Origin of the sequence: Burkholderia sp. LMG 13014 (assembly GCF_905232215.1) — a bacterium.
Classification (GTDB): Bacteria; Pseudomonadota; Gammaproteobacteria; order Burkholderiales; family Burkholderiaceae; genus Burkholderia.
In genome coordinates, this window is sequence record NZ_CAJNKE010000114.1 from 1 (window position 1) to 14,072 (window position 14,072).

Consider the following 14,072-nt stretch of genomic DNA (forward strand, 5'->3'; position numbering starts at 1 on the left):
GCCGCGGCTTCGGCTGCACCTGCCTTCGCTTCGGTGTCGATCGTTGCGATCAGCTGATCAGCAACGACGGTGTCACCGTCGTTCTGCAGCACTTGCGCGAGCACGCCCGCAGCCGGTGCCGGCACTTCGAGCACGACCTTGTCGGTCTCGAGTTCGATCAGGATTTCGTCTTGAGCAACTGCTTCGCCCGGCTTCTTCTTCCACTGCAGCATGGTGGCTTCCGAAACCGACTCCGAAAGCTGGGGGACTTTGACTTCTACGATAGCCATGTGATTTTCCTGGATGCTTAATCTGGGTAATGACGAGGTTCGTGCGATTCCTTCGGCCGGTGCGGCGCGCTACGCGCCCGGCGGGCCAAAAGAGACGGGAAAGCGCATGGCGCCTTCCCGTTTCGCTTCCGTCGGTTATTTCGCGATCGATGCGCTCTTCAGGCGGCCGAATGCACCTTCGATGAGGGCCTTCTGCTGCTCGTAGTGCTTCGCGTAGTAGCCAACCGCCGGCGAGGCCGAAGCCGGACGGCCGCTGTATGCCAGCTTCTGCCCTTCCTTCATGCCTTCCTTCAGATGGTGCTCGACGTAGAACCAGGGACCCTGGTTCTGCGGCTCGTCCTGCACCCAGACCACTTCAGTCGCGTTCTCGTACTTCTTCATTTCAGCTTCGAACTGCTTGTGCGCGAACGGATAAAGCTGCTCGATACGGATGATCGCGACGTCGTTCGCCTTCGCTTCGCGGCGATGGGCGACGAGGTCGTAATACACGCGGCCCGAGCATGCCAGCACGCGCTTGACCTTCTTCGCGTCGATGCCGCCGTCGGTTTCGCCCAGCACCGGCTGGAACGAACCCTTCGCGAGTTCCGACAGGTCCGACACCGCTTCCTTGTGACGCAGCAGCGACTTCGGCGTCGCGACGATCAGCGGCTTGCGGAACAGGCGGATCATCTGGCGACGCAGCAGGTGGAAAATCTGCGCCGGCGTCGTCGGTTGAACGACCTGCATGTTGTGATCTGCGCACAGTTGCAGGAAACGCTCGATACGCGTCGACGAGTGTTCCGGACCCTGGCCTTCGTAGCCGTGCGGCAGCAGCATCGTGAGACCCGACACGCGGCCCCACTTCACTTCGCCCGACGAGATGAACTGGTCGATCACGACCTGCGCACCGTTGACGAAGTCGCCGAACTGCGCTTCCCACAGCACGAGCGTGTTCGGCTCGGCGGTCGAGTAACCGTATTCGAAGCCCAGCACCGCTTCTTCCGACAGCACCGAGTCGATCACCGTGAACTTCGCCTGGCCTTCAGCGATGTTCTGCAGCGGCACGTACGTGCCGTCGTTCCAGCGTTCGCGGTTCTGGTCGTGCAGCACCGCGTGACGGTGCGTGAACGTGCCGCGACCCGAGTCCTGGCCCGTCAGGCGCACCGAGTAGCCCGATGCGACGAGCGACGCGAACGCGAGGTGCTCGCCCATGCCCCAGTCGAGCGGCTGGTCGCCACGCGCCATGTTGCGACGGTCGTTGATCACGCGCTCGACGAGCGGGTGAACCTTGAAGTTTTCCGGGACCGTCGTGATGCGTTCGCCGAGGCGCTTCAGTTCTGCGAGCGGCACGGCCGTGTCGGCTGCATCCGTCCACTTGCGGTTCAGGAACGGAACCCAGTCGACCGCGTACTTGCTCTTGTAGTTCGACAGGACCGGGTCGACCGTGTGGTGACCGTCGTCCATCGCCTTGCGGTACGCCTTCACGTAGGCGTCGGCGTCTTCCGCGGTGATCACGCCCTGCTGCACGAGCTTCTCGGCGTACAGCGCACGGGTGCCCGGGTGCTGCGCGATCTTCTTGTACATCAGCGGCTGCGTGACCGCCGGCGTGTCCTGCTCGTTGTGGCCCAGCTTGCGGAAGCAGACGATGTCGATCACGACATCCTTGTGGAACTGCATCCGGTAGTCGATCGCGATCTGGATCGCGAGCACGACGGCTTCCGGATCGTCGCCGTTCACGTGCAGCACCGGCGCCTCGATCATCTTGACGACGTCGGTACAGTACAGCGTCGAGCGCGCATCGCGCGGGTCGGACGTCGTGAAGCCGATCTGGTTGTTGATGACGATGTGCAGCGTGCCGTGCGTGCCGTAGCCGCGCGTCTGCGCGAGGTTCAGCGTTTCCATCACGACGCCCTGGCCAGCGAAGGCCGCGTCGCCGTGGATCTGCACCGGCAGCACTTGCAGGCCGTCTTCGTCGCCGCGACGGTCCATCCGCGCCTTCGCGGAACCTTCGACCACCGGGTTCACGATTTCGAGGTGCGACGGGTTGAACGCGAGCGAGAGGTGGACCGGGCCGCCTTCCGTCGACACGTCCGACGAGAAGCCCTTGTGGTACTTCACGTCACCGGCCGGCAGGTCGTCGACGTGCTTGCCTTCGAATTCGGCGAACAGGTCGGCCGGCATCTTGCCCAGCGTGTTGACCAGCACGTTCAGACGGCCACGGTGAGCCATGCCGATGATGATTTCCTGCACGCCGCGCTTGCCCGAGTGCTGGACGACTTCGTCCATCGCCGCGATGAAGCTTTCGCCGCCTTCGAGCGAGAAGCGCTTCTGGCCGACGTACTTGGTATGCAGATAGCGCTCGAGGCCTTCCGCTGCCGTCAGGCGATTCAGGATGTGCTTCTTCTCGTCTGCCGAGAAGTTCGGCGTCGCGCGGATCGACTCCAGGCGCTCTTGCCACCAGCGCTTCTGTTCCGGGTCGCTGATGTACATGTATTCGGCGCCGATCGTGCCGCAGTACGTGTCGCGCAGACCCTTGACGATGTCGCGCAGCGAAGCCTGGTCGAAACCGAAGTACAGGTTGCTTGCGCTGTACGTCTGGTCGAGGTCGCCTTCGGAGAAATCGTAGAACGCGGGTTCGAGTTCAGGAATGGCGGGACGTTCGCGACGCTTCAGCGGATCCAGATTGGCCCATTGCGAGCCGAGGAAGCGATAGGCGCTGATGAGGGACTGGACGTGCACTTGCTTGCGTGCCGCAGCCAGATTGCTGGTGCTTTCGCGCGGAATGAAGGCATTGGCCTTCGCGCGCTCGGCGAACGATTCGACGATCGGAAAATGGGCGACGTCATTGGCATTCGAACCGTCCGTTGCAGGCACATTCTGCAGCGCGTCGAAATACTCTCGCCAGTTCTCCGGCACCGATGCCGGATTGTTGAGGTATGCATCGTACAGTTCTTCAACGTACGAAGCATTGCCGCCGAACAGATAGGAGTTCAGCTGAAACTGCTTCATTACATCTGACATTTTACGCTCACCTTTCTTCGAGCTTCTCGAGAAATAGCGGGTTACTCAACCTTCCGCGACACGGCCTGACCGTTTAGCGGATTGCGAATCAAGTCTTGCTTGGAAGGACCTAAACTTGCGTGCGCGCAGCATATCACAGAACCGATACCGAAGTTCACGGTGAAATGTGCCTGAAAGCACCGCGCGACGGGGTTTTGCCGGATTGCCACGACCCTCAGAAACAGTGTTTTGCAGGCAACCCGGTTGCACGTCGCGCAGATGCAAAAAAGGCTGCCCGCAGGCAGCCTTTTCCGTGACGCAGCGAACGGTCGAAATGCTTAGTCGACCGCACCTTCGCGGCTCGCGCGGCGACGCTCGTGTTCCTTCAGGTGACGCTTGCGCAGGCGGATCGACTGCGGCGTCACTTCGACGAGCTCGTCGTCGTCGATGAATTCGACCGCGTATTCCAGCGACATCTGGACCGGCGGCACGAGGCGCACGGCTTCGTCGGTACCCGACGCGCGCACGTTGGTCAGCTGCTTGCCCTTGATCGGGTTCACGACGAGGTCGTTGTCACGGCTGTGGATACCGATGATCATGCCCTCATAGAGCGCGTCACCCGGCTTCACGAACATGCGGCCGCGATCCTGCAGCTTCCACAGTGCGTAGGCCACGGCAGCACCGTCGTCCTGCGAGATCAGCACGCCGTTGCGGCGCTCGAAGACCGAGCCATCCTTGACCGGTGCGTACGAGTCGAAGATGTGGCTCATCAGGCCCGTGCCGCGCGTGAGCGTCAGGAATTCGCTCTGGAAGCCAATCAGGCCACGCGCCGAGATCTTGTACTCCAGGCGCGTGCGGCCGCGGCCGTCCGACGCCATGTCGAGCATCTCGCCCTTGCGGCGACCGAGTTCTTCCATCACGCCACCCTGATGCTCGTCCTCGACGTCGACGGTCAGCAGTTCGTACGGCTCGTGGCGCACGCCATCGATTTCCTGCATCACGACGCGCGGACGCGACACGGCCAGTTCGTAGCCTTCACGACGCATGTTCTCGACGAGAATCGTCAGGTGCAGTTCGCCGCGACCCGACACTTCGAACACCGTTTCGTCGCCGGTGTCCTTCACGCGCAGCGCGACGTTGTGGTTCAGTTCCTTCATCAGGCGGTCGCGGATCTGGCGGCTCGTGACGAACTTGCCTTCGCGGCCGGCGAGCGGCGACGAGTTGACGAGGAAGTTCATCGTCAGCGTCGGCTCGTCGACGGTGATCATCGGCAGCGCTTCCGGCGTGTCCACCGCGCAGATCGTTGCGCCGATGCCGACGTCTTCAATACCGTTGATCAGCACGATGTCGCCCGCTTCGGCCGATTCGACCTGCACGCGCTCGAGGCCCGTGAACGACAGCACCTGGTTGATCTTGCGGTTCAGCACATCGCCTTCCGGCCCGAAGCGCATCACGACCGGCTGGCCCGGCTTGATACGACCGCGCGTGATGCGGCCAACGCCGATCCGGCCGACGTACGTCGAATAGTCGAGCGACGTGATCTGCAGCTGCAGCGGCGCTTCCGGATCCGCCGGACGGACCGGCACGTGCTCGAGGACCGCTTCGAACAGCGGGCGCATGTCGCCTTCGCGCGCAGCCGGGTCGAGCGACGCATAGCCGTTCAGGCCCGATGCGTAGACGATCGGGAAGTCGAGCTGCTCTTCGGTTGCGCCGAGCTTGTCGAACAGATCGAAGGTCTGGTTGATGACCCAGTCGATCCGCGCACCCGGACGGTCGATCTTGTTGACGATGACGATCGGCTTCAGGCCGAGCGCGAGCGCCTTCTTCGTGACGAAGCGCGTCTGCGGCATCGGGCCTTCGACCGCGTCGACGAGCAGCAGCACCGAGTCGACCATCGACAGCACGCGCTCCACCTCGCCACCGAAGTCCGCGTGCCCCGGCGTGTCGACGATGTTGATGTGCGTGCCTTCGTACTCGACCGCGCAGTTCTTCGCGAGAATCGTGATCCCGCGCTCTTTTTCGATGTCGTTCGAGTCCATCACCCGTTCCGCAATCTGCTGGTTCTCGCGGAAGGTGCCGGACTGGCGAAGCAGTTGGTCGACGAGCGTGGTCTTGCCGTGGTCGACGTGGGCGATGATGGCGATATTGCGAAGGGCGCGGGTCATAGAAACCTGGAAATCGTTTGAACGCGCAAAAGCGCCCGCTCGGTTTTCACGGGCGCGCGCATTGCAGCTTGGAAAGCCACAAATTATAGCACGTGAGAATGTCGAAAGCTGGCGGACACGTTGCGACGCAGCCAGCAGGCCCGCGCGCCCTCCCCTCGAACACGCCAATCGATCGAAGCCCACGTCGTCGTCGAGGTCAAAAACCTTATTGAGACAAGGGATTTGTCTGACGCGAAGCGCACCCTTTGCCGTTCGATTAACATTTGCCGCGGCAAGCAACTGTGCCTATACTGCTGCCTAGTCAACTATTGCAGCTTCAGGGTTTTATGCCGGATTCTTCTACCCAACCACCCGTTTCGCCGCTGTCTTCGTATCAGATGAACGACAGCGTCGGCTATCTGATGTCGCGCGTGAAGTCGGTGATGACCAACCTCGTCACGCAACGCACGCAGGAAGAGCTCGGCATCACGGGCACGCAGGCGAGCATGCTGTTCATGATCGCGGTCGGCAAATGCTCGACGGCCGCCGAACTCGCGCGTGAGTACGGGATCGACGCGAGCGCGGTCACGCGCCTGCTCGACCGGGTCGAGAAACGCGGGCTGCTGTCCCGCGTCCGCAGCATCGAGGATCGGCGTGTCGTGCGCCTCGAGCTGACCGACGAAGGCCGTGCGCTCGCCGAACGGCTGCCGCCGATTTTCCGCAGCGTGCTCGACCAGGTGCTGGACGGGTTTACGCCGGAAGAAGTCGGGTTCCTGAAGAGCATGCTGCGCCGCATTCTCAGCAACTACTGCGAGACCGCCGGCGGCAGCATCACGTAATAGTTGCCATAACAATTACTTTTGACAGATTAATGTAAGGGAATCCTTGCAGTGTCCATCATTCATTCCGAGTCAGGGATCAGCGCGATGAAATCCTCCCCGTTGTCCGTGCGCGCCGGGTCGTGCCGCGCCGCCGTCGCCGCCGCGGTTGCCGCACTGGCGCTGGCGGGCTGCGCAAATTACATCGGCATCAAGAGCGACAAGCAGATCGCCCCCGCGTCGCACTTCGAATCCGCCCAGAGCCTGCCGGCCCAGGGCGGCCAGTGGCCGGCGCTCGACTGGGCCAGCCAGTTCGGCGATCCGCAGCTGCCGAAGCTGATCGACGAAGCCCTGCAGGGCAATCCTTCGATCGCGCAGGCGCAGGCGCGTATCGCCAAGGCGTCGTCGTACATCGAATCGTCGCGTTCGAGCCTGCTGCCGAAGGCGGAAGCCAGCTATTCGTGGACGCGCGAGCTGTATTCGGGGAACGCGCTGTTCCCGCCCCCGTACGGCGGCCAGTGGTACAGCGAGAACAACGCGCTCGCAAGCGCCTCGTGGGAACTCGACCTGTGGGGCAAGAACCGCGAACGCCTGCACACCGCCGTGTCGCAGGAAAAGGCGGCCGAAGCGGACATGCAGCAGGCACGCATCACGCTCGCGTCGTCGGTCGCACGCACCTACAACTCGCTCGCGCAGCTCTATGCGCTGCGCGATATCGCACAACGCGAGATCACCAACCGCGAGACGGTCGGCAAGATCACCGACGGCCGCGTGTCAGCCGGCCTCGACACCAACGTCGAACGCCAGACGGCCCGCGGCAATATCGCGACGACCCAGGCTTCGCTGTCGGATCTCGATGGCCAGATCACGACCGTGCGCTACCAGCTCGCGGCGCTGCTCGGCAAGGGCCCGGATCGCGGGCTGCAGATCGCCGCGCCCGTGATGAACCCGAGCGGCGAAGTCGCACTGCCCGGCAACCTGCCGGCCGATCTCGTCTCGCGCCGCCCCGATATCGTCGCCGCACGCTGGCAGGTCGAAGCCGCGATGCACGACGTGAAGGAAGCGAAGGCCGAGTTCTATCCCGACGTGAACCTCGCGGCCGGCTTCGGCTTCGATGCGTTCGGCTGGGGCAAATTCCTGAACTTCGCGAGCCGTCAGGCGCAGTTCGGCCCGGCGATCCACCTGCCGATTTTCGACGCCGGCGCGCTGCGCGCGCAGCTCAAGGGCCGCTACGCGGACTTCGACCTGTCGGTGGCGAATTACAACCAGACGCTGATCAGCGCGCTGAACGACGTCGCGACGCAGGTCGCGTCGATCCGCGCGGTCGATCGCCAGATGGGCGATGCGCAACGCGCACTCGACGCATCGACGCGCGCCTATGACCTCGCGGTCATCCGCTACAAGGCCGGCCTGTCGCCGCAGCTGCAGGTGCTGACCGCGGACAGCAACCGCCTCGCATCGGAACAGACGGTGACCAACCTGAAGATGCGCCGGCGTGACATGCAGCTCGCGCTGATCAAGGCGCTGGGTGGCGGGTTCGACGCGACCGGTACGCCGCTCGCCGCGCCCGATGCCGACAAGCCGACAAAACAGGCCGCCAACTGATCCGGCGCCACCACTACGCAGACACTCGAAATAACGGACGGAGAAAATCGCCATGAGCGACCAACAAAACGCCGCCAGCGCGCAGCCGCAGAGCAACGGCAAACGCAAACGAATGATGACGCTGCTCATCGCGGTCATCGTGATCGCGGCCATCGCGTATGGCCTGTATTACTTCCTCGTCGCCCGCTTCCATGAAGGGACCGACGACGCGTACGTGAACGGCAACGTCGTGCAGATCACGCCGCAAGTCACCGGCACCGTGATCGCGGTGAAAGCCGACGACACGCAGACGGTCAAGGCCGGCGATCCGCTCGTCGTGCTCGACCCGGCCGATTCGCAGGTCGCGCTGCAGCAGGCCGAAGCCAATCTCGCGCAAACGGTGCGCCAGGTGCGCGGCCTGTTCGTCAACGACGACCAGTACCGCGCGCAAGTCGCGCTGCGCCAGTCCGACCTGTCGAAAGCCGAGGACGATCTCCGTCGCCGCGTAGCCGTCGCGCAGACGGGCGCCGTGTCGCAGGAAGAAATCTCGCATGCGCGTGACGCCGTGAAGGCCGCGCAAGCATCGGTCGATGCCGCGCAACAACAACTCGCATCGAATCGCGCACTGACCGCGAATACGACGATCGCATCCCACCCGAACGTGATGGCCGCCGCTGCGAAGGTTCGCGACGCGTACCTCGCGAACGCACGTAACGTCCTGCCCGCACCGGTCACCGGCTATGTCGCGAAGCGTTCGGTGCAGGTCGGCCAGCGCGTGTCGCCGGGCACGCCGCTGATGTCGGTGGTGCCGCTGAACGCGGTGTGGGTCGATGCGAACTTCAAGGAAGTCCAGCTCAAGCACATGCGCATCGGCCAGCCGGTCGAACTGACGGCCGACATCTATGGCTCGTCGGCGGTCTACCACGGCAAGGTGGTCGGCTTCTCGGCCGGTACGGGCTCGGCGTTCTCGCTGCTGCCGGCGCAGAACGCGACGGGTAACTGGATCAAGGTCGTGCAGCGCCTGCCGGTGCGGATCGAACTCGATCCGAAGGATCTCGCCAAGCACCCGCTGCGCATCGGCCTGTCGATGCAGGTCGATGTGGACATCAAGGACGAACGCGGCGATCAGCTCGTGAACGCGCAGAACACCGTCTACGAGACCAACGTGTTCGCGAAGTACGGCGACGAAGCCGACGCCGAAATCGCCCGCATCATCGCCGAGAACGCAGGCGGCAACGCATCGGCACCGGCCGCGGCGAAGTCGAACGCCATCGCGAAGATGATGTAACCGTTCCGACTCCGGAAAAACAACCGACATGGCACAGGCTCCTGTCTCTCACCCGCCCCTGCAGGGCGGGCAACTCGTGATCGGGACGATCGCGGTATCGCTCGCGGTGTTCATGAACGTGCTCGACACGTCCATCGCGAACGTCGCGATCCCGACCATCTCGGGCGACCTCGGCGTGTCGTCCGACCAGGGCACATGGGTCATCACGTCGTTCGCGGTCGCGAACGCGATCTCCGTGCCGCTGACCGGCTGGCTGACCGACCGCTTCGGGCAGGTTCGCCTGTTCCTCGCGTCGATCATCCTGTTCGTGATTTCGTCGTGGATGTGCGGGCTGTCGCCCAACCTGCCGTTCCTGCTCGGATCGCGCGTGCTGCAAGGCGCGGTTGCGGGCCCGATGATTCCGCTGTCGCAAGCGCTCCTGCTGTCGAGCTATCCACGGGCCAAGGCACCGATGGCGCTCGCGCTATGGGCAATGACGACGCTGATCGCCCCGGTTGCCGGGCCGATCCTCGGCGGCTGGATCTCGGACAACTACTCGTGGCCGTGGATCTTCTACGTCAACATCCCGGTCGGCATCGCCGCCGCGGCCGCGACGTGGGCGATCTACCGCAATCGGGAGTCGACCGTGCGCCGCGCGCCGATCGACGGCGTGGGCCTCGCGCTGCTGGTCATCTGGGTCGGCTCGCTGCAGATCATGCTCGACAAGGGCAAGGATCTCGACTGGTTCGCGTCGACGACCATCATCGTGCTCGCACTGACGGCCGTCATTGCATTCGCGTTCTTCGTCATCTGGGAATTGACCGCCGAGCACCCGGTCGTCGACCTGTCGCTGTTCCGCATGCGGAACTTCACCGGCGGCACGGTTGCACTGTCGATCGGATACGGCCTGTACTTCGGCAACCTCGTGCTGTTGCCGCTGTGGCTGCAGACGCAGATCGGCTACACCGCGACCGACGCCGGTCTCGTGATGGCGCCGGTCGGGCTGTTCGCCATCCTGCTGTCGCCACTCACCGGGAAGTACCTGCCGCGTACCGATCCGCGCTTCATCTCGACCGCGTCGTTCCTGACGTTTGCGCTGTGCTTCTGGATGCGCTCGCGCTACACGACGGGTGTCGACGAATGGTCGCTGACGCTGCCGACGCTCGTACAGGGCATCGCGATGGCCGGCTTCTTCATCCCGCTGGTGTCGATCACGCTGTCCGGCCTGCCCGGCCACCGCATCCCCGCGGCATCGGGCCTGTCGAACTTCGTGCGGATCATGTGCGGCGGTATCGGCACGTCGATCTTCCAGACCGCCTGGGACCATCGCAACAACTTCCATCATGCTCAGCTGGTCGAGCAGACGAACGTCTACAACCCGACGTTCAACCAGGCCGTCACGCAGATGGGCAACCTCGGTCTGACGCAGGAACAGGCGCACGGATTGATCAACAACATGGCCACGCAGCAGGCCGCGCAGCTCGGCGTGAACGACCTGTTCTACATCTCGGCGGCGATCTTCGTGCTGCTGATCGGGCTGATCTGGATCACGAAGCCCGAGCGCTCAGGCGGCGGCGATGCAGGCGCCGCGGCATCGGCTGCACACTGAACGCGCAGCCAGAACGCAAACAAAAAGCCCGGTCGACATCGACCGGGCTTTTTTATTTCGACGGGAGCGCGTTCGCTCGGCTGCGTCAGGCAGCCGTGACCACGAGCCGCTCCGGCGCCAGTACGCCGTTCGCCTTGCGGGCCACGCCGAGCAGACGCGTCGCGTCGTAGACACGCACCCGCTCACCTTCGGCCGCGTCGATCGGGTCGAGCGCCGACAGCGGCAGACGCTGGCCATGCAGGAACCGCTTCGCGCCGGTTTCATCAAGACGCACCAGCGGAAACGTCGACAGCAACGCGTCGACCGGCTGGAGCCACGCATCGCGCGACGCTTCGTCGGCATCGGACAGCGCATCCAGCGTCACCGCATGCTCGAGCGTCAGCGCACCGACGCCCGTGCGACGCAGCATCGTCAGATGCGCACCGCAACCGAGCGCCTCGCCGATATCCTCTGCCAGCGTGCGCACGTACGTGCCCTTGCTGCAGGTCACGCGAAACGTCACGTCAGGCAGGTCGCACGCGAGCAGGTCGAGTGCGAGGATCGTCACGTTGCGGCCCTCGCGTTCGACGGTTTGCCCCGCGCGCGCATATTCGTACAGCGGCTTGCCATCGCGCTTGAGCGCCGAATACATCGGCGGCACCTGCACGATCTCGCCGGTGAAGCGCAAGAGCGCGGCTTCTACCGCCGCGCGGTCGCATTCGACCGGCCGCGTGTCGATTACCTCGCCTTCCGCGTCGCCGGTGGCCGTACGCTGACCGAGACGCATCGTCGCTTCGTAAGTCTTGTCCGCTTCGAGCAGATCCTGCGAGAACTTCGTCGCCTCGCCGAAGCACAGCGGCAGCAAGCCCGAAGCCAGCGGATCGAGCGTGCCGGTGTGACCGGCTTTCTTCGCGAGCAGCAGGCGCTTCGCGCGAATCAGCGCATCGTTGCTCGACAGGCCGATCGGCTTGTCGAGCAGGAGGACGCCGTCCAGCACGCGCCGGGGCACACGCGGACGTTGGGGTGCTGCAGTCGTCATAGGTCGGTCGAGCTCAGTCGTCCTTGGCGGCCGCGTCGGCCTCGTCGTCGTCCTTCGCGCGCGTCGAGTTCGCTTCCTTGATCAGGCGCGACATTTCGACGGCCTTCTCGATCGTCTGGTCGTAGTGGAAATGCAGCGTCGGCACCGTATGAATGTGCAGGCGCTTGAACAACAGGTTGTGCAAGTGACCCGACGCGTGGTTCAGCGCTTCCTGCGTCTTGGCCGGATCACCGGTCAACGCGGTGAAGAAGACCTTCGCGTGCGCGTAATCCGGCGTGAGTTCCACGCTCTGGATGGTCACGATGCCGATGCGCGGGTCCTTGACCTCGCGCATGATGAGTTCGGACAGATCGCGCTGAATCTGGTCAGCGATCTGCACGTTGCGATTGGGGGAAGTACGTTTCCTGGACATGATCGATCCGTGATCCGTTTATCAGGATAAAGCGGCGGCCAGTATTGGCACGCCACCATGAAAATGGGCGGGACAGGCCCAAGCCTGCCCCGCCCATGAGCCGATGCGCGAGGGTTACAGCGTACGCGCGACTTCGGTCACTTCGAAGACTTCGAACTGGTCGCCTTCGACGATGTCGTTGAAGTTCTTCACCGACATACCGCACTCGAAGCCTTGCTTCACTTCCTTCACGTCGTCCTTGAAGCGCTTCAGCGATTCGAGTTCGCCCGTGAAGATCACGACGTTGTTGCGCAGCACGCGCACCGACGACGAGCGCTTGACGATACCGTCCGTCACCATACAGCCGGCGACTGCACCGATCTTCGGTACCTTGAAGACCTGGCGCACCTCGACCATGCCGGTGATGACTTCGCGCTTCTCCGGTGCCAGCATGCCCGACATCGCCGCCTTCACCTCATCCACTGCGTCATAGATGATGTTGTAGTAACGGATGTCGATGCCGTTCGACTCGGCCAGCTTGCGCGCCTGTGCATCTGCACGCGTGTTGAAGCCGATGATGACCGCTTTCGATGCCGTTGCGAGGTTGACGTCGTTTTCGCTGATGCCACCCACCGCGCTGTGCACGATCTGCACGCGCACTTCGTCGGTCGACAGCTTGAGCAGCGACTGCACGAGTGCTTCCTGCGAACCCTGCACGTCGGCCTTGATGATGAGCGGCAGGTTCTGCACTTCGCCTTCGCCCATCTGCTCGAGCATGCTCTCCAGCTTCGCGGCCTGCTGCTTCGCAAGCTTGACGTCGCGGAACTTGCCTTGACGGAACAGTGCGATTTCACGCGCCTTGCGCTCGTCCGGCAGCACGATGACTTCTTCGCCCGCACCCGGCACTTCCGACAGACCCTGGATTTCGACCGGGATCGACGGGCCGGCTTCCTTCGTCGGCTTGCCGTTCTCGTCGAGCATCGCGCGCACGCGGCCGTAGGCCGTACCCGCCAGCACGACGTCGCCTCGGTTCAGCGTACCGGACTGCACCAGGATCGTCGCGACCGGGCCCTTGCCCTTGTCAAGCTTCGCTTCGATCACGATGCCCTTGGCCGGCGCCTCGACCGGTGCCTTCAGTTCCAGCACTTCGGCTTGCAGCAGCACGTTCTCGAGCAGATCGTCGATACCTGCGCCCGTCTTTGCCGAAACCGGCACGAACGGCGAATCGCCACCGTACTCTTCCGGCACGACGCCTTCCGCGACCAGCTCCTGCTTGACGCGATCGAGGTTCGCGTCCGGCTTGTCGATCTTGTTGATCGCGACGACGATCGGCACACCGCCCGCCTTCGCGTGGGCGATAGCTTCCTTCGTCTGCGGCATCACACCGTCGTCGGCTGCCACCACCAGCACCACGATGTCGGTCGCCTTCGCGCCGCGTGCACGCATTGCCGTGAACGCTTCGTGACCCGGCGTATCGAGGAACGTGATGACGCCACGCGGCGTGTCGACGTGATAAGCGCCGATGTGCTGCGTAATGCCGCCCGCTTCGCCAGCGGCAACCTTCGCGCGGCGGATGTGGTCGAGCAGCGAGGTCTTGCCGTGGTCGACGTGACCCATGACCGTGACGACCGGCGGACGCGGCAGTTGTTCCGCATCGGTACCCGTTTCGCCTTCGACGAGCAGCGCTTCCGGATCGTCCAGCTTCGCGGCAACCGCGCGGTGGCCCAGTTCCTCGACGATGATCATCGCCGTTTCCTGGTCCAGCACCTGGTTGATCGTGACCATCTGGCCCATCTTCATCATCACCTTGATGACTTCGGAGGCCTTGACCGACATCTTGTGCGCGAGATCGGCAACCGACACGGTTTCCGGCACGTGCACTTCACGGACGATCGGTTCGGTCGGCGCCTGGAACGTCGAGCTGTCCTGGTGACGGCCACGACCCTTCGGGCCGCCGCGCCAGCCGCGGTCGACGCCGCCGCTCGAATCGCCG

At 63.8% G+C, this 14,072-nt stretch carries 10 protein-coding genes; 4 read left to right on the forward strand and 6 right to left on the reverse strand.

The features are described 5' to 3' along the window. From JYJ84_RS14590 to typA, 3 genes are all read right to left on the reverse strand, one after another. A partial coding sequence (locus JYJ84_RS14590) for a biotin/lipoyl-containing protein (RefSeq protein ID WP_205189248.1) occupies positions 1–269 on the reverse strand: 269 nt, incomplete at its 3' end. 135 nt (positions 270–404) lie between these two features. Then, on the reverse strand, positions 405–3,269 hold the full coding sequence (locus JYJ84_RS14595; RefSeq protein ID WP_122945173.1) for a 2-oxoglutarate dehydrogenase E1 component: 2,865 nt from the start codon (positions 3,267–3,269) through the stop codon (positions 405–407). Between the two features lie 317 nt (positions 3,270–3,586). Next, a complete protein-coding gene (gene typA, locus JYJ84_RS14600; protein ID WP_122945171.1) occupies positions 3,587–5,413 on the reverse strand; it encodes a translational GTPase TypA in 1,827 nt (608 codons plus the stop codon). 326 nt (positions 5,414–5,739) lie between these two features. Between typA and JYJ84_RS14605 the strand changes: the two genes are divergently transcribed. From JYJ84_RS14605 to JYJ84_RS14620, 4 genes are all read left to right on the forward strand, one after another. After that, positions 5,740–6,231 (forward strand): MarR family winged helix-turn-helix transcriptional regulator, encoded by a 492-nt coding sequence (locus JYJ84_RS14605; protein WP_122945170.1) that lies wholly within the window; start codon positions 5,740–5,742, stop codon positions 6,229–6,231. 87 nt (positions 6,232–6,318) lie between these two features. After that, positions 6,319–7,815, forward strand: coding sequence for an efflux transporter outer membrane subunit (locus tag JYJ84_RS14610; RefSeq protein ID WP_122945169.1), 1,497 nt, complete (start codon positions 6,319–6,321; stop codon positions 7,813–7,815). Between the two features lie 52 nt (positions 7,816–7,867). Further along, positions 7,868–9,082, forward strand: coding sequence for an efflux RND transporter periplasmic adaptor subunit (locus JYJ84_RS14615; RefSeq protein ID WP_122945168.1), 1,215 nt, complete (start codon positions 7,868–7,870; stop codon positions 9,080–9,082). Positions 9,083–9,110: 28 nt separating this feature from the next. Then, a complete protein-coding gene (locus JYJ84_RS14620) occupies positions 9,111–10,670 on the forward strand; it encodes a DHA2 family efflux MFS transporter permease subunit (RefSeq protein ID WP_122945167.1) in 1,560 nt (519 codons plus the stop codon). Between the two features lie 85 nt (positions 10,671–10,755). On the opposite strand, the gene truB is transcribed toward JYJ84_RS14620, so the two are convergent. The 3 genes from truB to infB all read right to left on the reverse strand — a co-directional run. Next, positions 10,756–11,688, reverse strand: coding sequence for a tRNA pseudouridine(55) synthase TruB (truB, locus tag JYJ84_RS14625; protein WP_122945166.1), 933 nt, complete (start codon positions 11,686–11,688; stop codon positions 10,756–10,758). A gap of 13 nt (positions 11,689–11,701) precedes the next feature. Then, a complete protein-coding gene (gene rbfA / locus JYJ84_RS14630; protein ID WP_122945165.1) occupies positions 11,702–12,100 on the reverse strand; it encodes a 30S ribosome-binding factor RbfA in 399 nt (132 codons plus the stop codon). A 114-nt stretch (positions 12,101–12,214) separates the two neighbouring features. Further along, positions 12,215–14,072, reverse strand: a 1,858-nt coding sequence (gene infB, locus JYJ84_RS14635) for a translation initiation factor IF-2 (protein WP_205189249.1), incomplete at its 5' end; no start/stop codon positions are given.